Source organism: Aeromonas allosaccharophila (assembly GCF_000819685.1).
Taxonomy (GTDB): domain Bacteria; phylum Pseudomonadota; class Gammaproteobacteria; order Enterobacterales; family Aeromonadaceae; genus Aeromonas; species Aeromonas allosaccharophila.
Genome location: NZ_CDBR01000023.1, coordinates 39,970 through 61,093, shown reverse-complemented (window position 1 = coordinate 61,093; position 21,124 = coordinate 39,970). Strand labels below are relative to the sequence as shown.

At 59.0% G+C, this 21,124-nt stretch carries 19 protein-coding genes; 1 reads left to right on the top strand and 18 read right to left on the bottom strand.

What is annotated here, in order from left to right; all coding sequences use genetic code 11:
• Window positions 1-5: 5 nt before the first annotated feature.
• From BN1115_RS04720 to murJ, 11 genes are all read right to left on the bottom strand, one after another.
• Window positions 6-3,359 (bottom strand): pilus assembly protein, encoded by a 3,354-nt coding sequence (locus tag BN1115_RS04720; protein ID WP_042656268.1) that lies wholly within the window; start codon window positions 3,357-3,359, stop codon window positions 6-8.
• Window positions 3,360-3,369: 10 nt separating this feature from the next.
• Complete coding sequence (locus BN1115_RS04715; RefSeq protein ID WP_128821492.1) at window positions 3,370-3,846, bottom strand: pilus assembly PilX family protein; 477 nt, start codon at window positions 3,844-3,846, stop codon at window positions 3,370-3,372.
• An 11-nt stretch (window positions 3,847-3,857) separates the two neighbouring features.
• On the bottom strand, window positions 3,858-4,952 hold the full coding sequence (locus BN1115_RS04710) for a PilW family protein (RefSeq protein ID WP_042656267.1): 1,095 nt from the start codon (window positions 4,950-4,952) through the stop codon (window positions 3,858-3,860).
• Entirely contained in the window at window positions 4,949-5,362 is a 414-nt protein-coding gene (gene pilV, locus BN1115_RS04705; RefSeq protein WP_042656266.1) for a type IV pilus modification protein PilV, read from the bottom strand. Before pilV ends, BN1115_RS04710 begins: the two co-directional genes overlap by 4 nt.
• Complete coding sequence (locus BN1115_RS04700; protein ID WP_042656265.1) at window positions 5,359-5,862, bottom strand: GspH/FimT family pseudopilin; 504 nt, start codon at window positions 5,860-5,862, stop codon at window positions 5,359-5,361. The genes pilV and BN1115_RS04700 overlap by 4 nt, the downstream gene beginning before the upstream one ends.
• 256 nt (window positions 5,863-6,118) lie before the next feature.
• A complete protein-coding gene (ispH, locus tag BN1115_RS04695) occupies window positions 6,119-7,054 on the bottom strand; it encodes a 4-hydroxy-3-methylbut-2-enyl diphosphate reductase (RefSeq protein ID WP_042656264.1) in 936 nt (311 codons plus the stop codon).
• Window positions 7,054-7,506, bottom strand: coding sequence for an FKBP-type peptidyl-prolyl cis-trans isomerase (fkpB, locus tag BN1115_RS04690; RefSeq protein WP_042656263.1), 453 nt, complete (start codon window positions 7,504-7,506; stop codon window positions 7,054-7,056). The genes ispH and fkpB overlap by 1 nt, the downstream gene beginning before the upstream one ends.
• A complete protein-coding gene (lspA, locus tag BN1115_RS04685) occupies window positions 7,503-8,000 on the bottom strand; it encodes a signal peptidase II (RefSeq protein WP_005340447.1) in 498 nt (165 codons plus the stop codon). The genes fkpB and lspA overlap by 4 nt, the downstream gene beginning before the upstream one ends.
• Window positions 8,000-10,861, bottom strand: coding sequence for an isoleucine--tRNA ligase (gene ileS / locus BN1115_RS04680; protein WP_042656262.1), 2,862 nt, complete (start codon window positions 10,859-10,861; stop codon window positions 8,000-8,002). The genes lspA and ileS overlap by 1 nt, the downstream gene beginning before the upstream one ends.
• The gene (gene ribF, locus BN1115_RS04675) at window positions 10,861-11,835 is read right to left on the bottom strand and encodes a bifunctional riboflavin kinase/FAD synthetase (RefSeq protein WP_042656261.1); all 975 of its coding nucleotides are present in this window, start codon (window positions 11,833-11,835) and stop codon (window positions 10,861-10,863) included. The genes ileS and ribF overlap by 1 nt, the downstream gene beginning before the upstream one ends.
• Window positions 11,836-11,992: 157 nt before the next feature.
• Entirely contained in the window at window positions 11,993-13,552 is a 1,560-nt protein-coding gene (gene murJ / locus BN1115_RS04670; protein ID WP_042656260.1) for a murein biosynthesis integral membrane protein MurJ, read from the bottom strand.
• 191 nt (window positions 13,553-13,743) lie between these two features.
• On the opposite strand from murJ, the gene rpsT reads away from it, so the two are divergent.
• On the top strand, window positions 13,744-14,007 hold the full coding sequence (gene rpsT, locus BN1115_RS04665; RefSeq protein WP_005308808.1) for a 30S ribosomal protein S20: 264 nt from the start codon (window positions 13,744-13,746) through the stop codon (window positions 14,005-14,007).
• A gap of 49 nt (window positions 14,008-14,056) precedes the next feature.
• On the opposite strand, the gene BN1115_RS04660 is transcribed toward rpsT, so the two are convergent.
• From BN1115_RS04660 to ptsP, 7 genes are all read right to left on the bottom strand, one after another.
• Window positions 14,057-14,359, bottom strand: coding sequence for an ArsR/SmtB family transcription factor (locus BN1115_RS04660; protein WP_013724128.1), 303 nt, complete (start codon window positions 14,357-14,359; stop codon window positions 14,057-14,059).
• 51 nt (window positions 14,360-14,410) lie between these two features.
• Window positions 14,411-15,343: a transcriptional activator NhaR gene (gene nhaR / locus BN1115_RS04655; protein WP_005340434.1), complete on the bottom strand. Its 933-nt coding sequence runs from the start codon at window positions 15,341-15,343 to the stop codon at window positions 14,411-14,413.
• Window positions 15,330-15,737 carry a Rossmann-fold NAD(P)-binding domain-containing protein gene (locus BN1115_RS04650; protein WP_042656259.1) on the bottom strand — a complete coding sequence of 136 codons (408 nt, stop codon included), beginning with the start codon at window positions 15,735-15,737 and terminating at the stop codon, window positions 15,330-15,332. The genes nhaR and BN1115_RS04650 overlap by 14 nt, the downstream gene beginning before the upstream one ends.
• Window positions 15,734-16,924 (bottom strand): Na+/H+ antiporter NhaA, encoded by a 1,191-nt coding sequence (gene nhaA, locus BN1115_RS04645; RefSeq protein ID WP_042656258.1) that lies wholly within the window; start codon window positions 16,922-16,924, stop codon window positions 15,734-15,736. Before nhaA ends, BN1115_RS04650 begins: the two co-directional genes overlap by 4 nt.
• 233 nt (window positions 16,925-17,157) lie before the next feature.
• Complete coding sequence (gene thyA / locus BN1115_RS04640; protein ID WP_042656257.1) at window positions 17,158-17,952, bottom strand: thymidylate synthase; 795 nt, start codon at window positions 17,950-17,952, stop codon at window positions 17,158-17,160.
• The gene (gene lgt / locus BN1115_RS04635; protein WP_042656256.1) at window positions 17,952-18,776 is read right to left on the bottom strand and encodes a prolipoprotein diacylglyceryl transferase; all 825 of its coding nucleotides are present in this window, start codon (window positions 18,774-18,776) and stop codon (window positions 17,952-17,954) included. Before lgt ends, thyA begins: the two co-directional genes overlap by 1 nt.
• Window positions 18,777-18,843: 67 nt before the next feature.
• Window positions 18,844-21,123 (bottom strand): phosphoenolpyruvate--protein phosphotransferase, encoded by a 2,280-nt coding sequence (gene ptsP, locus BN1115_RS04630; RefSeq protein WP_042656255.1) that lies wholly within the window; start codon window positions 21,121-21,123, stop codon window positions 18,844-18,846.
• Window position 21,124: the final 1 nt, after the last annotated feature.

Below are 21,124 nucleotides of genomic sequence, written 5' to 3'. Positions count from 1 at the left end.
AGCCTCTACTCAAGTTGCAACCAGGACTGACGACCACCCAGATCGCCCGCCCCCTCTTCTAACGTGACAGAGATATTGCCGCTGGAGCCACTGATATATTTGCGCTCCATTTCGGCATCCTCCACCACGCTGGGCGTCGTGGTGAGCTCATCAAACTGCTTCCCACTCACAGGGACCTTGATGTCGTTGCCGGCATCATCTTTGATCGCGACGTAGTCATCATCATTGACCGCTCCATCGCCATTGACGTCGAATACCGAGTAGGTCAGGCGAGCCCCAGAGATGGGGTTCAGCTCCATCAACCAGGATCGACCACCAAAATCACAGGCATCTGCCGAGGGTATCAGGGTGTTAAAGATGAGCCGTTTGTGGCGATACAGCATCTCGGAGACGGCCCGCTCCCCGACCCCCTTGCTCAGTCCGGGTGATTTCAACACCAGATACCAGCCCTTCTGGCTGGTGTAATTGACATCCCGGCTGGAGACCACTCGAACATTGAACTTGATGGTGGTGCCGTTGGCCACGAACTCATGGGTGATGCTCTGCTGCAACAGCTGGCTACTAAGCACGGTAGCCCCCGTATCCCAGATGCCGTAGACGGCATCCAGCCTGGGATTGGTCGGTAACAGCTTGTCATCATTGGTGAAATAGCTGCCAGTGCCCATCAACACCATGATGCCTCCCTTGGGATGGCGGATCGCCAACGGGCGCATGGTTATAGGCTGGCGCGTAGTGGCCGAGCATGTACCATTGCAGGCCTGAAACAGCGGCGTTGGCTTGTTGCCACTCTTGAAGGCGCTTCCCCACTGAGCGCTATTGTTATCGGTCAGATCGAATTTCCAGAGATTGCCCTGCAGATCGCCGGCATAGACATAGTCAACGATCCGATCGCCATCCTCATCCACCGGCAGGGGGGAAGAGAGACCATTGGGCTCGCTGGCTGATCCCACCTGGGTATCGATCGCCTTGATGATGGCACCAGTCGCAAGATCCAGCACAAACAGCCGTGCAGTCTGGCTGGTACTGTTGTAGCCATTTGCTACCAACGCGACCCACTTGTTGTCGGCCTTGACCCGTACCAGCGTCGGGGCGGCCAGTGCGACCCCCATTTCGCTATTGGTGAACTCCCACAGCATCTTGTCAGCAGTGAAGTTGTCAGGTGCCGTCACATCGATGGCAAATACCGCCTTGCCGCCGGCACCGGTCGATCCCAGCAAAATCGTCTTCCAGCTGGAGCCAAGATAGGCATCGCCCACCTTGGGGGTCCCGTCCACATAATAACGGTGGCTGTAATTCGGCTTGGTCAACAGAGGCAGATCCCCCAGCAGGCTGGCGGGAAGATAGCCAAGCCTTTCCACACCATCACTCACCCGAAAGCCATGCAGCATGCCGTCATTGGCGCCGACATAGAGCATGGGCGGGCGGCGGGTGATCGCCGTCGAGCCTAGAAAAGCCTGATAACTCTCCCGCTCGGTCTGAGTCAGGCCGGCAGCGCTGCTGTAACCGTAATCACGCTTGCCCACATAGACGGGATCCGAATTGATGATGTCTCCAAGCAGATCACTACGATTACGAAACGCACCGCCATTGCGTTGCTCACCAGAGCGCTCACCGCGTAGATAGGCGACGCGACTCTCCCCAAGGTTGTCGCCGGCAATATTGAACAGGGCACGGTTGGTCGCATTTAGCGTATCCCAACTAAAGGTGATACCGACTCCGCCTTGCCGGGTAAAGATATTGCGTGCCGAAGGCTCGGGGATCAAGGTAGCGGCATCCCAGGCGATCTCCCCCAAGGAGCCATCGCTGTTAAGCGGGATTGAGACCAGTTGTCCCGACCAGTCGCCGCTGTTGTAGCGGGCCTGATAGATATGGGTATTGCTGTCAAGGCGGGTTGCGTTGGCGGTTACCGAGCTGGCAGAGCTGTTGCGCGCTGCGATCTGGGCAAGGGTACTGCTCAGAGCTGCGGCAAAGGTATCGGGGTCTGCCGCGCTGAAGAAATTCCCTTTGCTGTTGACGGCCGCATGCCATAGATCATCGATCTTGTACTCCGGAATATAAGTCGGGTTTTTATACTCCTTGTCATCTGGATCATGGGGGTTGGGCCAGCGGCTCGGTATACCGTTGGCGGGATTGAGCGACCCGTTGACCCCGAGTCCGACGGTAAAGTTGACCAGATGCTGCCAGTTGGCGGGATCTGCCGTGCTGGTTGGTACCTTATCTGCCAGATCAGGACGCAGATCCGTCTTCCAGTACTGGTAGGCCACGTCGGCCAAGGTATTACTGTAGCCATCCTTGTCCGGATCCCCTACCGATGGAGTAGCGCCGTTCCAATAGCCATCCGTCATCAGGATGTTGTAGCTCTGTCGGCAAGTAAGATGGGGCAAGTTACTGCCTGCGCTACCAACCCAGGGGCCATTGTTGTCGGTGCGGGAAAAGTACTCTCCCACATCCTTCAGACTAGTGCGCAGCGGTGTACCAGCGGCGGGAATGTCACGGCTGTAGAGATCGCTGAAAAAAGCACTGCGGTCAGTGCCGGAGAAAGGCGCCACGCCACGCACAATACTGCCACTGGCGTTAATGGCAGCAAACCCCACTCGCAGGCCCTGCCCCTGGCTGGCAAAGGCACGGCCAACCCCGGCACGGGCCGCCAGGATCCGGGAGCGGTAGTAGGTGTACCAGTTGGCGAAGTTCTGGATCTCCTCCTCATAGGTACAGACGGGTACACCCTTGCAGTCACTACGTTTGGGGCGACCACCATAAGTAGTACCCGACTTGATTTCGACCCGGGTATAACTGCTCGCCTTCTGCACATCACCGCTTCCCTTGTAGGCAAAATAGACGGCAGGCCAGAAGGTCTCGTCATCGTTGTAGTCGGTAGAGGAGAACTCTGTGTAGTAGCGCGGAGCCCATGAGCGATTGTTTTTAGTTAGATCACGGCAACCGGCAGTCGTATTGAAGGGGTTGTGTGGTGCACAACTTTTACTGGCGTTCGCCATCAATGTGCCATCGGCCTTGACCCAGGGGCGATAACTGAGTAACGGGTTGTAGTAGAGGTTGTTGTTATTGCTCGAACGGGTATAAGCATTGCGATCGTTGTTGCTGGCGAATGTTACCGTCCGGTTATCATAATCATCGCTGCCATAGACGTTGTCAGCGCGGGGATAGACATAGCGAGCACTGTTCTCGATCAATCCCTCCGGCATTATTTCAAAATGCATCGAGCCTGAATCATCCAGGGTAAACATGATATTGGGCTCGGCCCGGGTTCCCAGATAGAGGGGCACTTGTGCAATATCCAGCGCTGCCTGTACCGAGGCACAGCAGAGCATCACTGAAAGGCCAAAACCAAGTTTGCCCATACACCGCCTCCTAGCGACTATAGGTCGATTGCAACAGCACCCGGCTCTCGTCAGAGAGGCCAAATCCCCTTGCTGTAATGCGATAGAGACGACGCTCACTGATGGGCTCATCGACCGCCAGACTCTCGCTCCCCCCCTGGGTATAGGGCAATCGTTCGATAAAGTATTCAGGAGCGCGCCCCGCCAAACCGCTGTTGGCATAGGTACGCCAGGCAGTGGAAGGGGATGCAGGATCCACCACGGTGTCGATAAATTCGTACAGGCCCGCGCTGTTGTCATAGGGGCCCGAGTTGCCAGCCTCGATATAGCGCTCAGCGGCGCGCAGGCCCGCTTCTGCCGCCTGCAATGCCTGTAGCGCCTCCTTCTGGTTGCCAGCCATCTTCTCCTGCAACTGGGCCCCCCGCATGCTGGCCATGCCCAACAGGCTTACCATGACCAGAAAGATCAGGCTGATCACCAGCGCCATTCCCTGCTGTCGATGCATCATGACTGGGCTCCTCAAGGTAACCGGTTGCGCAGCGCAACTGTGGTTTCGGCGACCCAGTACCAGTTGCGATCGGTAGCCTGGAAGGTTGTTCCGGCAAAGCTCAGGGCCTGTGGAGCCGACACCACATTGCCCTGGTTACTGCGCATCAGAAGCTGCACTCCAATCCCCAGCACGTTGTCCCAGTTTGGATTGCTGGCGGCACTTACATAGCGATCGGTCGCCCGATCCCGGTTCTGATCCTCTCCGAATGTGAGCTGCATATTGGCCACCCCTTCGATAAGGGGCATGCCTGTGGCCACACCGCTCTTGCGATAGAGAGCGTAAGGGCTGCTGGCCGAGGGGCGGGCGATATAGTAGAGGCGGGTTTCCATCCTGTTCAGTACCGAGCCTGGGCCAAAACGCTCCTCGATCGGGCTACTTGCGCCCCCCCAGGAGCTGGTGTGATTGCCGGGCGTATATTTGTTGTCATTGGAGTGACCGATATTGACCTCGTCCCCTCCACCCACTACCTGGGTCTGGGTGATCTGGAAGATCCTCGCCTTCTGGCAGTCGGAGACCATGACGATATCCCCCTCGCACAAATCGCTATAACCCTGCTTGCCGGTACCGCAATAGTCTGCCTTGCTGGAAAGAGGCTGGACAAACAGCTGCGCTGCGCTGTTGTTGCGCACCACGGGCCCCCCGATGCCGGTAGGCCCCTGCACCAGCAGCACATCGCTACCCGGCATGGGTCTGGGCTCGGAGCCGGTGAAGAGGGCAGAAAGAGGGGCTGGCAAGGTGGCCGTCACATTGTCGTAACCGCGCAGAAAGGTAGTAAAGTTGTAGGGCAGTGCCGTGCTGTTGTTGAGGGTATTAGTGATGTTGACCCCCTGTTTGCTGAGACACCCCTGATAGCCCACCATCCGCAGCTCTTTTTGCAGCAGATTGGTGGCAAACCCGCTGTCTTCCCGTACCCGGGCAATGGCCTCGCCGGTGAGATAGGTTTTGTGGTTGCCGAGAAACACCTGAATGATGACACCCACCGTCACCAGCGAGAGCACCAGGGCGATCATCACCTCGACCAGGCCGACCCCGTGCTGGCGTGGTGGCAGACCAATCCTGCTCATAGGTCGGTCCTCAGGATCATGCTGCGCGACGCGGGGTCAGTCGCCAACCGGCTGCTATCCCACTGAATGGTGATGGTGGCTCTTCCGGCACTGACCGATACGGCACCATCGCCACTGGGCAGACCGGCCACGACCCGCTTCCAGTGCAGCAGATCCTGCACCGCCATGGAGCTACCCGAGACTGCTTCGCCCAACTCGACATTGTATTGCCCATTCAGGGCCGCACTGCGATTGGCCCGCATCATGTCGTTGATCATGTAGGCGTACTGGGTCGCCTCGGTGCGTGTCAGAGCAGACTGGTTACTCTTGAGAGCCTGCAGTTGCAGAGTCGCCATGCCCAGAATACCGATGGAGAGCACCAGCACCGAGATCATGATTTCAAGCAGTGACAAACCCTGTTGTCGCATCATGGGCAGCGAGCCTCGGTAATGGAGGGGCGACCTGCCGCAGTGACGGTGATATCACGGGCAGCCTCGTCCCGACACCCATCCGGACGAAGGGAAAATACCCGAGCCAACTGTGTGCGACCATCGAGAAAACCCTCGCTACTGAAACGCAGCAGGGAGGTATTGCTGCTCAGGGTACCTGTCTCCATATCGGGAAAATCCCGCAACAACTCGCCGTCATCGAGTATGCCGTTGCCGTTGTTATCGACCCAGACCTGCCAGCCGGCCTCCCAGTGGTGCTGGGTCAGGTTATCGGACGAGGCGGAGAGGGTCACTACCGTATTGCGTCGAATGGCTTCGGAGCGGGCAAGGTTGATGGTGGCTACAAAGTTGTTGGCCTGAGTATTGAGGGAAATTGTACGCAACAAAGCGTTGAAGGCAGGAACCCCCAACGTGAGTAACAAGGAGACGAGCACTATGGTCACCATAAGCTCGATAAGGCTAAAACCTGAACGCAAAAACATCCTGTTTCGCTCTGATTTGTTCCGGGAGGACAGACACACTCCATGTGTGTTTAGCCAGAGTAAGGGCTTACAGGCAGTCTATGCCGGGCACTTGGGGTTTCAATCCCGGCAATGCAAAACTTCGAGCTACATCATCAATTTTCGCAGCGATCTGGTTGCGAATATGCGAAAAGGACTCGATGGAACCGAGAATAAAAAGCCACCTCGCTGCGAGGTGGCTCTGGCAATAAACGGGTATCCGGCGGGATAAGACGGGTCAGATGATCCGCAGTTCCGGCGGCACCTCAAAGACTACGTTCTCTTCACGGCCGGGATGCTCGGCAACCACCTTGCCACCCAGCTCGCGCAGGCGAGTGATGACGGATTGCACCAGTACCTCGGGGGCAGAAGCACCGGCAGTGACCCCGATCGCCTTGACCCCATCCAGCCAGCTCGCCTCAATCATCGACGCATCGTCGATAAGATAGGCGCTGGCGCCCACCTTCTCGGCCAGCTCGCGCAGACGGTTGGAGTTGGAGGAGTTGCGAGAACCGACTACCAGCATGGCGTCCACCAGCCCCGCCATCTCCCGCACCGCATCCTGACGGTTCTGGGTGGCGTAGCAGATATCGTCTTTGCGCGGCCCCAGGATCTTGGGGAAGTGCTTGCGCAGTGCATCGATCACGTCAGAAGTTTCATCCACGCTCAGGGTGGTCTGGGTGACGAAGCAGAGGTCATCCGGATTCTTCACCTTGAGTTTGGCCACATCGTCCGGTGTCTCCACCAGATACATGCCGCCTTCGCGATTCTCGTACTGCCCCATGGTGCCAATCACCTCGGGGTGACCGGCGTGGCCGATAAGCACGGCTTCGGAGCCCTTGCGACTGGCGCGATGGACTTCCATGTGAACCTTGGTCACCAGCGGACAGGTGGCATCAAATACCTTGAGGGCGCGGGACTTGGCCATCTCGCGCACTGTCTTGGCCACACCGTGAGCAGAGAAGATGACGATGCTGTCATCCGGCACCTCATCGAGCTCCTCGACGAAGACGGCACCCGCCTCTTTCAGCTTGTTCACCACATAGCGGTTATGCACCACTTCGTGGCGGACATAGATGGGGGCCCCGAACTTCTCCAGCGCGCTCTCGACAATACTGATGGCGCGATCGACACCGGCGCAAAAACCGCGCGGGTTAGCGAGCAGAATATCCATTAATGCACCTTCTCCTCATCATCAACGCCCAGGATCTCCACCTCGAAGGTGACGGTATGACCGGCCAGCGGATGGTTGAAATCGACCGTGACCGACATCCCGGCTACCGCCCGGATAATGCCCGGCAGTTCGCTGCCGTTGGGCTGATCGAACAGGATGATGGTGCCAACTTTTGGCTCCACATCGGCGCCAAATTTGGCACGGTCGAGATGGTAGATGTTGTCGGGATTGGAGAGGCCAAACGCCTGCTCCGGCGCCAGTGTGAAGCTCTTGCTCTCCCCTTCGCACAGGCCCAGCAGGCACTGCTCGAAGGTCGGGGTCAGGCTGCCATCGCCCATCCGCAGGCGGGCCGGTTTGCCGTGCAGCGCCGTGCTGTCGGCAACCGAACCATCTTCCAACTTGATGGAGAAGTGGAACAACACGTTGCTGTTAGCGGTGATCTGCTGGCTCATGCCTGCTCCTTTTTCTCACCACGGAATCCGTCCAACACAATCATGGCGGCCCCGATAAAGATAAAGCTGTCGGCCAGGTTGAATGCCGGCCAGTGGGCACGCTGCCAGTAGAAGTCGAGGAAATCGACCACATGGCCCAGCACCAGCCGGTCAAAGACGTTGCCAAGGGCGCCGCCGATGATGAGGGAATAGGCGATACCGCTCCAACGCTGGGTCACCGACTGCTTGCGCAGCCAGTGGATCAGCAATCCACAGATGGCAAACGCCAGCACCGCGAAGAACCAGCGCTGCCAGCCCCCCTGATCAGCCAGAAAGCTGAATGCGGCGCCCTTGTTGTAGACGTGAACCAGATTGAAGAAGGGGGTGATCTCCACCCCCGGGTAACCAAATGGCAGCAACTTGACCACGGCGAGCTTGCTCGCCTGGTCCAGTACAAAGGCCAGCACTGCCAGCCACAGCCAACGCAGGCCGCTTTTATGTTGAGTCATGTTCATCAGGCAAATTGACGCGTTTCGCCGTCACCCTCGACGTTGGTCACACAGCGACCACAGATCTCTTCGTGACCCGCGATGGTGCCCACGTCTTCCACATGGTGCCAGCAGCGGTCGCACTTGGCGGCGGCAGACTGGGCCACGCTCAGCCACAGGTCATCACGCTCGGTCGCCACAGAGCCTTCCGGCGCAGTGTCGGCCACTACCACCTTGGCCTTTGAGGTGAGCAGCACGAAGCGCAGCTCATCGGCCAGGGCGTTCAGGCGCGCAGCCAGCTCCGGCTTGGCGAACAGGGTCAGTTCGGCCTGCAGGGAGCCGCCGATACGCTTCTCGCCACGGGCCACTTCCAGCGCCTTGTTCACTTCACCACGCACGGTGAGGATCTCGGCCCAGAAATCGTCGTTGAGGGTTTCACCGGCTTCCAGACCGAACAGGCCGTCGTACCACTCTTCGGTGAAGACGAACTCGCCGCGCTCACCCGGCAGCAGTGCCCAGATTTCATCGGCGGTGAAGCTCATGATCGGCGCCATCCAGCGCACCATGGCCTCGGCGATGTGATAGAGCGCGGTCTGGCAGGAGCGACGGGCCAGGCTGTCAGCCTTGGCGGTGTACTGACGATCCTTGATCACGTCCAGATAGAAGGAGCCCATCTCGATGGAGCAGAACTGCATCAGCTTCTGGGTCACGCCGTGGAAGTTGTACTCATCGAACGCTGCCATGATCTCGGCCTGTACCGCTTTGGCACGACCGACAGCCCAGCGATCCACCACCACCATGTCGGCAGGCGCCACCATGTCGGTCGCCGGATTGAAGCCATTCAGGTTGGCCAGCAGGAAGCGGGCGGTGTTGCGAATACGGCGATAAGCATCGGCGGAGCGCTTGAGGATCTCGTCGGAGACGGTCATCTCACCGGTGTAGTCAGTGCTCGCGACCCACAGACGCAGGATGTCGGCGCCCAGCTTGTTCATCACGTCCTGCGGGCTGACCACGTTACCGATGGACTTGGACATCTTGCGACCCTGACCATCCACGGTGAAGCCGTGAGTCAGCACCTGGTTGTACGGGGCCTTGTCTTTCATCGCCACGCCGATCATCAGGGAGGACATGAACCAGCCGCGGTGCTGATCAGAGCCTTCCAGATACATGTCGGCCGGGTTGCCGTTGAACTCGGGACGGGCATCAACCACGGAGGAGTGGGTTGAACCGGAGTCGAACCAGACATCCAGGGTGTCAGGCACCTTGTCGTACATGTCGGCATCGGCACCCAGCAGCTCGGCCTTGTCCAGATCCCACCATGCCTGGATGCCGGACTGCTCGACCCGCTTGGCCACTTCGTGCATCAGGCGCACGGATTCCGGGTGCAGCGCCTGGGTCTCTTTGTGAACGAACAGGGAGATAGGCACACCCCAGGTACGCTGACGGGAGATACACCAGTCAGGACGGTTCTCGACCATCGCCTGAATACGGTTTTTACCCCAGGCCGGTACCCAGCCGCTCTGGCCGTGCTGTTTGATACCGTCCTTCTCGATACGCTCGATCTCTTCCAGCGCACGCTGGCGCAGACCCTTTTGTTCCATGCTGATGAACCACTGCGGGGTGGCACGGAAGATGATCGGGGTCTTGTGACGCCAGCAGTGCGGGTAGGAGTGGTTGAACACCTTGTGATGCAGCAGGGCGCCACGCTCGGTCAGCACTTCGACCACGGAGGCGTTGGCCTTGAACACGTGCTGGCCGGCAAACAGTTCGGTATCTGGCAGATACACGCCGTTGCTGCCAACCGGGTTGGCGACTTCCAGACCGTACTTCTGACCGACCACAAAGTCTTCCTGACCGTGGCCAGGGGCGGTGTGAACGGCGCCGGTACCGGCATCCAGAGTGACGTGATCACCCAGCACCACCGGCACGTCGAAGCTGTAGAAGGGATGGTTGAAGCGCAGCAGCTCGAGCGCGGCACCCTTGGCGTAGCCCAGATTGTGGAACTTCTCGATACCGGCGCGATCCATCACATCCTTGACCAGCTCGGCGGCCAGGATCAGACGCTCGGGGTGCTCGCCTTCAACCTGCACCAGCGCATAGTCGAGGTCGGCGTGCATGGCGATGGCGCGGTTGGCTGGCAGAGTCCACGGAGTGGTGGTCCAGATCACCGCAGAGATCGGGCCCTTGCCGGTGTGGCCTTCGGCGCAGTCAAACTTGGCGGCAACGGTCGCCTCGTCAACGGCTTTGAAACGCACATCGATGGAGGGGGAGTTCTTGTCGTAGTACTCCACTTCGGCTTCAGCCAGCGCGGAGCCACAATCGGTACACCAGTGCACCGGCTTGGAACCTTTGTGCAGGTGGCCGTTTTCAACGATCTTGGCCATGGAGCGGATGATGTTGGCTTCGGTGCCAAAATCCATGGTCAGATAGGGGTGTTCCCAGTCGCCCAGCACACCCAGACGGATGAAGTCGGTCTTCTGCGCTTCGATCTGGGTCTTGGCGTATTTGCGGCACTCGGCGCGGAATTCGGCAGCGGAGACCTTCTCGCCCGGCTTGCCGACCATGCCTTCCACTTTCAGCTCGATAGGCAGACCGTGGCAATCCCAGCCCGGCACATAGGGGGAATCGAAACCGGAGAGGCCCTTGGACTTGATGATGATGTCTTTGAGGATCTTGTTGACCGAGTGACCGATGTGAATGTTGCCGTTCGCATAGGGGGGGCCATCATGCAGAATGAAAGAAGGCTTGCCCGCTTTGGCGCGGCGAATAGCGCCGTAGAGATCCTGATCGTACCAACGTTTCAGCATGTTGGGTTCGCGCTTGGCCAGATCGCCACGCATCGGAAACTCGGTTTCCGGAAGATTCAGGGTGTGTTTATAGTCGCTCATCAGTCCTGGGTTCCCTTCTTTTCTAAAAGAGTGCTGGGTAAATTGAATTGTGGCAGCCCGAACCAGGCTCGGGCCGCCAGGGCATCTCGTTCGATCTGCTCTTTCAAGGCAATGAAAGAGGCAAACTTCTGCTCTTCGCGCAGCTTGTGGCGAAGCAGCACCTTGACCTGCTGACCATATAGATCACCATAAAAATCAAATAGATGTACCTCCAATCTGGCTTGTGTACCGCTCAAGGTCGGCCGTACACCCACATTGGCTACACCGGGGAAGGTCTTGCCGGAACATATCACTTCCACCGCAAACACGCCACCGACCGGGATCACCTGGCGCTTGAGGGCCAGATTGGCGGTGGGAAAACCTATGGTGCGCCCCAGCTTGTCGCCGTGGGCCACCCGGCCGCTGATGGTGTAGGGGCGGCCAAGCATCAGCTCCACTTCCGCCATCCGACCCGCCTTGAGGGCCTCGCGCACCAAGGTGCTGCTGACCCGCTGCCGTTCGAGCTGGAAGCTCTGGGTACTGATTACCTCGAAACCGAAGCGATGACCCGCCTCTTCCAGCAGGTGGAAGTCCCCTTCCCGCCCCTTGCCGAAGCGAAAATCGTCGCCGACCACCAGATAGCGCACCCCGAGCTTCTCCACCAGCAACTGCTCGATGAAGGTCGAGGCCGCTTGCTCGGCAAAGCGATGGCTGAAGCGCACACAGAGCATGCGATCGATATGCAGCCCCCGCAGCGCTTCATACTTCTCCCGCAACCGGCTCAGCCGGGCGGGCGCCGCCGTGCCGGCAAACAGCTCCAGCGGCTGCGGTTCAAACAGCATGACGCAGGCGGGCAATCCCAGCTGGGCCGCTTTCTCCTTGAGACGTGCCAATACCGCATGGTGACCCTGATGAACCCCATCAAAGTTGCCAATGGTCAATACACATCCCCGGTGACGGGGCTTGAGATTGTGAATGCCGCGAATAAGCTCCATCAGTGCCTTGTGCGTTGCTGCCATGGAAATCGGCGGATTATATATCAGGCAGCAGGCAGGGTCAGCCCTCATAGCCTGATTTCAACTATCCGGACCCAATCCCGCCCCCCGTGACGCCATGAGGCACTCTCCCCATGGCGCCGCAGGATCACAGCTACTACTGCCCCGATTTAAGATGACGTGGGCGAATGCCCAGCAGCAGCAACACCACCGCGTAGACCGCGGCCCCCAGCGACAACAGCATGGTCAGCTGCAAACTGGCCTTGCCCATGCTCCATGCGCCCCACTGGGCCAGATCCGGCGACAGGTAGGCGAGCACGCCCCCCATCAGCACACTGGCGACCAGCAGTTTGAGGCAGAATACCCCGGTATGGCGGGAGGGGCGATAGACGCTCTGCTGGTACAACCCCTTGAACAGCAAGGCCGCATTCAGGGTGCCCGAGCAGGCTGTCGAGAGCGCCAGACCCACGTAGCCGAGCGGATAGATGAAGAGGAGGTTGCAGACCATGTTGGCCGCCATCGACATCATCCCGATCCGCACCGGCGTCTTGGTGTCCTGACGGGCGTAATAACCGGGCGCCAACACCTTGATCAGCATCAGGGAGAGCAGCCCAGTGGTGGAGGCCAGCAAGCTGGCGCTCGACATGGCCACTTCATGCAGGCCGAACTCGCCGCGCATAAACAGCACCCGCAAAATGGGCTCGCGCATGACCGCAATGCCGATCATGGCCGGCAGGCCGAGCAGCATCACCATCCGCACCCCCCAATCCATGGTGCGGGAGAAATCGGCTGGATCGGCATCCACATGCTTTTTCGCCAGCGCAGGCAGGATCACGGTACTGATGGCCACCGCAAACAGCCCGAGGGGGAACTCCAGCAGGCGATCCGAGTAGTAGAGGTAGCTGATGGCACCGGTCGCCAGGAAGGAGGCGAGCATGGTGTTGACCAGCAGGTTGATCTGGCTGACCGAGACCCCGAACAGGGCCGGGATCATCAGGGTCCGGATCTTCACCACCCCGGGGTGATGCCATCCCCACTTGGGCCACACCAGCATGTTAATTTGGCGCAAAAAGGGGTACTGGAACAAAAACTGCACCAAACCGCCCAAAAAGACACCAATCGCCAGCGAGATCTCCGGTTTGTCCATCAGCGGCGCAATCCACCAGGCCGCCGCAATCATGGTGATGTTGAGAAACACCGGCGTAAACGACGAGACCGCAAAGCGGCCGAAGGTGTTGAGGATGGCCCCCGCCATGGCGGTAAAGGTGATAAACCAGAGGTAGGGGAAGGTGATCTTGAGCATCAGACTGGCGAGCTCGAACTTCTCGGCAGCAGGGCCGCCGTGCAACCAGTCCCAGAACCAGCCCCAGCCAAACAGCGCGGTCAGCACTCCCGACCCCAGCACCCCGAGCAGGGTAACTACCGTCACTATGCCCCCCAGCGTACCCGCCACCGCGGCCAGCAATTCACGCACTTCCCCCTCGTCGCCATTTTTCTTGTACTCCGTCATTACGGGGACAAAGGCCTGGTTGAAGGCACCTTCGGCGAACAGACGACGCAGAAAGTTGGGAATGCGATTGGCAAAGAAGAAGACGTCTGCGGCCACCCCGGCACCGAGCAGATTGGCGATGACCACATCGCGAACCAAGCCCATTACGCGGGATGCCAGCGTCATTCCGGACACTATCATGCCGGATTTGATCAATTTCTTACTCAAGACGAGGCCTCTGGAACTGTCAGAATGAAAAGAATGCTGCTAGAATCGGCCGACAGTTTAACCGTCTCCCTACTGACACACCACCGGGAGGCGGTGTTTATTTGCACAAATCATTTGACATTATGTGGTTGGAAGGGCATATTTCCGGGCCTTTTCAATACACTCGCTAAGACAGTTTTAGGAGTTTTACCTTGGCTAACATCAAATCTGCTAAGAAGCGCGCTCTTCAGTCAGAAAAACGCCGTCAGCACAACGCCAGCCGTCGTTCAATGACCCGTACCTACCTGAAGAAAGTCATCGCTGCTATCGCCTCTGGCGACAAAGCTGCCGCGACTGCCGCTTTCGCTGTTGCTCAGCCGATCATGGATCGTATGGCGACCAAAGGCCTGATCCACAAGAACAAAGCTGCTCGTCACAAGAGCCGCCTGTCTGCCCAGATCAAAGCTATGGCTTAATCAGCTTCTGCTGATCAAAGCTGAAAAAACCGGCCTTAGTGCCGGTTTTTTATTTATCTGCGCTGCAATAAAGTCGATGCAGCAAACTGATCATTTCACGCACCTCATGGCTGCGCAGCGAATAGTAGACCGTCTGGGCCTCTTTGCGCGTCGTCACCAGCTCATCCCGCCGCAACAGCGCCAGATGCTGTGACAAGGCCGACTGACTCAATCCCAATCGTTCGTTGAGCTCCCCCACCGACAGCTCCCGCTCCAGCAACTGGCACAGAATAAACAGCCGCCGTTCGTTGGCCAGCGCCTTGAGCAAGGCCACCGCTTTACTCGCATTGGCTTCCATCTCTTCAAGTTGCATCACATCTCTCCTCTGCCACTCATCACCGATGATACGTGGTGACGGGCCGTTTTAAAACGACAGGGTGGCCGGCTGGATGGCGGAGAAGTTCTCCTGGCCGGAAAAGAGGAAGGTAAAATCGCTCTCGCAGACCCGCTTCACCGCCGGATGCTGGATCATCCGCTCGGCGAAGATGACGTAATACTCCTCCATCAAATCCTGGGTCTCTCCGATCAGCATCACCCCCTCTCCCTCGAGGATCTCCTCCCGATAGATGGTAGGAGCCATGAAGATGCCCTGATTGAAGAAGCCAAACGCCTTCATCAAGGCGGCATCATCAAACTCGCCAAGAATGCTGGGGGAGACACCCTGCTGCTCGAACCACTGGGTCAGCTGACGCCCCATGGCGGTACGGCGACCGGGGATCAGCAGCTTGCGCTCCTCCAGACAGGCGGGAAAGGGCTTTTCGGGCAACGGCGCCTTGCAGAAGAAGCTGACGCCACAGCCGCCCAGCCGTTTGGAGAGCAGCCCCGCATGCTGGCTGGAGTCCACCGGACAGTCGGAGAGGATCATGTCGAGCTTGTGCTCGCTCAACTGCTCCAGCAGCAGTTCGTGGGTCGATTCGAAGCAGCGCAGGTGAATGGAGCCATCATTGGGGATGACGGAGAGCAGCACGCGGCTGGCAAGGCGCTTGGAGAGGGCATCGGCGATGCCGACGTCGAACAGGATCTGGCTCTCCTTGCGGTAGTTGACGATATCGAGCATCTCGTAGGAGAGGCTGAACATCTTGTCGGCATAGCGAAACACCAACTGGCCCAGCTCGGTCGCCTCAAGGGAGCGCCCCTTGCGTTTGAGCAGCTTGCCGCCGAGGCGCTGCTCCAGCAGCTTGATCTGGCCGGTGACCGTTTGCGGGGTCAAAAAAAGGGCTTCCGCTGCCTGGGTAACGGAGCCCTTCTTCTGAGTCATCCAAAAATAGTAGAGGTGGTTGTAGTTAAGGTGTGACATCCGATGGGGTTCCCGCTTGACGCGGACTCCGGTAGCAGCTGAGTTCAACCGCCAGAATGTCATACATGTCGCTGACCGAGTCAACCTTGTTCGCGCCAAACTGCTCCATCAGGCTGGCCTTGAGGCGTGCCTTGTCCGGCATCCGGTCAGCACAATAACGCTTGTTGGAGTGTTTGACCCGCTCGCCAGCCCGGCTGCTCAGCGCCCGCTCGGAGAAGGTCTCGCCAAAGCGCGCCTTGGCCTGCTTGTCACCCAGCAGCAGGGCGCTATCGACCACTCCGTTCAGATAGGCGGAGCAGTTCGCCGAGGCGGCGTCCTGCTTGCAATCCTCCAGCCCGCCGGCCCATGCCGCGGGGCTCAGCAACAGCATCAACAACCCTGTATGTAGCTTCATAGTCCCTCCGTACTCTGTTCCCCTTCACCCTTGGGAAGGGCCATGCGCAAGGCCAGATAGCCGACTACCGCCGCCATGGTGGAGCCCACCAGGATCCCGAGGCGAGAGTAGCTGCCGTAATCCAGCCCACCGTGCTCGAAGGCGAGCGACGCGATAAACATCGACATGGTAAACCCGATGCCACAGAGGATGCTGACCGCAAAGATCTGCTTGAAGTTGACCCCGGGCGGCAACTGGGCGATGCCCAGTTTGACCGACAGCCAGCTGATGGTGAACACCCCGAGCGGCTTGCCGATAAACAGCCCCAGCATGATCCCCATCGGCACCGGGCTCAGCAGGGCGGAGAGGCCAATCCCCTCCAGCGATACCCCGGCGTTGGCAAACGCAAACAGCGGCAGGATCAGATAGGCACTCCAGGGGTGCAACTTGTACTCCAGATACTTGAGCGGCGAGGCGTAACGCTTGCCGTTAAGCGGAACCATAAAGCCCACCACCACACCCGCAAGGGTCGCATGGACTCCAGACTTGAGTACCGCCACCCAGAGCACCAGACCGACCAGCATGTAGAGACTGATCCTGTCCTCACCGCGGCGATTCATCCAAAGCAGGGTGAGGGTTGCCAGAATACCGATGGCCAGCGCCTCCAGCGACAACTGCTGGGTATAGAAGAGCGCGATGATGATGATGACGCCGAGGTCATCCATGATGGCCAGCGCCAGCAGGAATACCTTGAGGCTCACCGGCACCCGCTTGCCGAGCAGCGCCATCACCCCGAGGGCAAAGGCGATATCGGTCGCGGCCGGAATGGCCCAGCCAGCGCGCGCCACGTCGTCCGAATAGTTGAAAAAGGCGTAGATCAAGGCCGGCGCCAGCATGCCACCCACCGCCGCAATGGCCGGGAAGGTCGCCTGAACCCGGGTAGAAAGCGCCCCTTCCAGCATTTCACGCTTCACTTCCAGACCAACCAGCAGGAAGAAGATCGCCATGAAGCCATCGTTGATCCAGAGCAGCAGCGGCTTGTTGATGTCGAGGGCTGCGATGCGCACCTGCACCGGCGTGTCGAGAAACGCCTGATACCCGCCAGCCAGCGCGGTATTGGCTAAAATCATTGCCAGCATGGCAGCCATGATCAGAATAATTCCGGAGGCGGCCTCCAGCTTCAGGAACTTTTTGATTACGTCACTCATGGTTAAATTTTCCACCGTATTGCTTTGATTTGAGTCTATATCCTGCAACAACCAATGGAAAATCGTTTCTTGCTGCTCAACACAACGAAAAAACCGAAGGCAAAGTAGAACATACCTGCTATAAGCAGGTTTTGCCTCGTCTCAGGCTACCGTCTTATTAATCAATAAAGTGAATTTACAATTATTTAGATGCATAAAGCTGCATAAAAAAGGCGCCCTGAGGCGCCTTGCTATCAGATGGCGACGGGCGCCTTGATACCGGGATGGGGGTCATACCCCTCGATCTCGAAATCCTCGAACTTGTAGTCGAAGATGGAGTCCGGCTTGCGCTTGATCACCAGAGTCGGCAAAGAACGTGGCTCACGGGAAAGCTGCAGCGCAGTCTGCTCCATGTGGTTGGAGTAGAGGTGCACATCACCACCGGTCCAGACGAAGTCACCCACTTCCAGATCGCACTGCTGGGCCATCATGTGGGTCAGCAGGGCATAGCTGGCGATGTTGAACGGCAAGCCGAGGAACACGTCACAGCTGCGCTGGTAGAGCTGGCAGGAGAGCTTGCCGTCCGCCACATAGAACTGGAAGAAGGCGTGGCAAGGGGCCAGCGCCATCTTGTCCAGCTCACCCACGTTCCAGGCGGAGACGATGATGCGGCGCGAATCCGGGTTGTGCTTGATGTCATCCACCGCTTTCTGGATTTGGTCGATGACAGACCCGTCGGCCGCAGGCCAGGAGCGCCACTGCGCGCCATATACAGGCCCCAGATCGCCATTCTCGTCTGCCCACTCATCCCAGATGCTGACGCCATTTTCCTTCAGATAGGCGGTATTGGTATCGCCATTGAGGAACCAGAGCAGCTCGTGAATGATGGAACGCAGGTGGCACTTCTTGGTGGTCACCAGCGGAAAACCTTGTGCCAGATTGAAGCGCATCTGATGGCCGAACAGGGAGACGGTACCGGTGCCGGTACGGTCTGACTTGACGGTGCCCTCATCGAGGATTTTCTGCATCAGGTCGAGATAAGCTCGCATTATTTCGCCTCCTTCACGGCATTACCGAACAACTGCGGACGCTTGTAGGCGACCCAAATCATCAGGGCACCGGCGATAATCATCGGGGTGGAGAGGATCTGGCCCATGCTGATCTCCTGTAAGTAGAGACCAAGCTGGCTGTCCGGCTGGCGCACAAACTCCACCAGGAAGCGGAACAGGCCGTAGAACAGCAGGAACATGCCGGAGATGGCGCCGCGTGGCGGGTTCTTGCGCCAGAACAGGTTGAGAATGATGAACAGTACCACCCCTTCCAGGGCGAACTGGTAGAGCTGGGAGGGATGACGCGGCTCGGGGCCGGCTTCCGGGAAGATGATGGCCCAGGGCACATCGGTGATCCGCCCCCACAACTCGCCGTTGAGGAAGTTGCCGATCCGGCCAACGCCGAGGCCAAACGGAATGAGCGGCGCCACAAAGTCGGCCACGGTGAAGAAGTGGCGCTTGGTCTTGTGAGCAAACCAGATCATCGCGGTGATAACCCCGATCAGGCCACCGTGGAACGACATGCCGCCGGTCCAGATCTTGAACAGGTAGGTGGGATCCGCGAGGAAGAGATCGAAGTTGTAGAACAGCACGTAACCGACACGGCCACCGAGGATCACCCCGAGGAAACCGTAGAACAGCAGATCCGACACCTCGTTGCGGGTCCAGCCGCTGTTTGGTGCATCGGCGCGACGGCCGGCAAGCCACATGGCAAAAGCGAAACCAAACAGGTACATGAGACCATACCAGCGTACCGATAGTGGTCCCAAACTGAATGCTACGGGATCAATCTGCGAGAAAACCCAATATCCATCGTGCTGCATAAGCGGCCCCAGTCATAAGAAAAGCCGCATTTTCCGATCATTCGTCAGCAGGGACAAGGCATGATTATCAATCACTCTGTTTCGATTTATGACCGGCTCGCAGCAAACCGCCCAAACCATGCTCCTCAAGATAGCGGGCAAACAGGCCGCGCAGTATGTGGGGATTGTCATGCTTGAGGCCATCGGCCATCAGTTCGGTCAACTCGCTCAGGGTGGATTGACGCAGCACGTACTTGATCCGGGCGATGTTGTGGGTGTTCATACTGAAGCGGCGATAGCCCATGGCAAGCAGCAGCAGTACACCGACCGGATCACCGGCCAGCTCGCCACAGACCGACACCGGCTTCTGGTAGCGATGGGAGGCATCAACCAGCTGTTGCAGGGCGCGGATCACCGCAGGATGGAAGGCATCGTAGATGTTGGCAACCCGGGAGTTGTTGCGATCCACTGCCAGCAGGTACTGGGTCAGGTCATTGCTGCCCACCGACCAGAAATCGATGAGCGGCGCCATCTCCGGCAAGATAAAGAGGGCTGAAGGCACCTCGATCATCACCCCGAGGCTGGGGTAGCGGATCACAGCATCGCGGCTGGCCGCCTCTTCCGACACTTCCCGCCACGCCTGATCCAGCAGGCGACGGGAGGCTTTGATTTCGCTGACGCTGCTGATCATCGGCAGCATGATGGCCAGATTGTCGAGTCCTTCGCTGGCCCGCAGCATCGCCTTGAGCTGCACCAGAAACAGTTCGGGGTGATCCAGGGTGATCCGGATCCCCCGCCAGCCAAGGAAGGGGTTTCCCTCGACGATGGGGAAATAGGGCAACGGCTTGTCGCCGCCCACATCCAGCGTCCGCATGCAGACCGGCCGGTTGCGGTAGGTCTCCAGAATGCCGCGATAACGGGCAGTCTGTTCCCACTCTGAGGGGAAGCTCTCCTGCAGCATAAAGGGGATCTCGGTGCGATAGAGGCCCACCCCGTCCGCCAGCTGGTTGAGGGAGATCTCGGTATCGGCGCTGAGACCGGCGTTGAGCAGCAGGGAGACCTTGGTGCCGTCGGCCGTCTCGGATGGCAGGTTGTCGACGCTGCGCACCAGGGTATCGAGGGCCCGCTCTTCGCTCAGCAGCTGACGATACTCGGTCAGGATCACCTGATTGGGTTCGATGAAGAGATCGCCGCTGTAGCCATCGACGACCAGCATGCGACCACCGATGTCACCAAGGGGCAGATCAACCCCCATGATGGCGGCCACCCCCATGGCACGGGCCAGAATGGCGGCGTGGGAGTTGGTCCCCCCCTTGAGCGAGACCACCCCGGTCAGATACTCGCGGGGCACTTCCGCCAGAATGGTGGCGGTCACTTCATCGGCAACCAGCACAACCGGCTCGCCGATGGAGATATGTTCAGGTTCATTCTGCACCAGCCGGCTGATCAGCCGCTGGGCAATATCCTTCACGTCGGTGGAGCGCTCCTGCAGGTAGGGATCCTTCATCCCCTTGAACTGCTCGATCAAGCGATCGCTGATCAGCTTGACTGCAGAGACCGCAGTCCAGTGCTCCTTGCTCACCTTGTTGCGAATGGGCTTGATGTAGCCGGGATCGTTCAGCAGATGGAGGTAGATATCGAAGATCGCCACCGAATCCTGGCTGTAGCTCTCGCGAAAACGCAGCGCCAGACTCTCCAGATCGTGACGAACCTCCTCCACGGCCAGCTCCAGCCGCGCCAGCTGGCTGGCATGGTCTTCATCCTTGCGCGGGGTAATGGACGAGAGCGCCTTGCGGGGCCGCCACACCCAGGCCTTGGCCATGGCGATGCCGCTGGCACCGGCAATACCGCGCAGCGGTTTGCTCCAGTCGGTCTTCTGCAACCACCCCTTGGCCTGCGCCTGAGCGATCCGCGCCGCCAGCTGGGCCGCCAGTGTGACCATGAAGGACTCTTCCCCCTCATCGAAGCGGCGACTCTCCTTCTGCTGCACCACCAGAATGCCAACCACCTGACGCTGGTGCATGATGGGGGCACCGAGGAAGGAGCGGAACGCCTCTTCGGCCACATCGGGCAGGAATTTGAAACTGGGGTGCGCGGGGGCATCAGCCAGGTTGATCAGCTCTTCCCGCTGACCCACCAGACCGACGATGCCCTGCTCGTAGGGCAGGGTCACCTTGCCGACTGCGGACGGGGCCAAGCCGTCGGTAGCCGCCAAGCGATAGCGGCGCACCTCGGGTTCCGAGACATAGACGGAGCAGCAGTCCACTGCCATGGCGTGCCGGGTCTGGCTCACCAATGCCTGCAAGGCCTGCTCGAGGGTATTGGCCTCGGCCATGCTCTCGACGATACGTCTCAGTTCCGTTAACAAC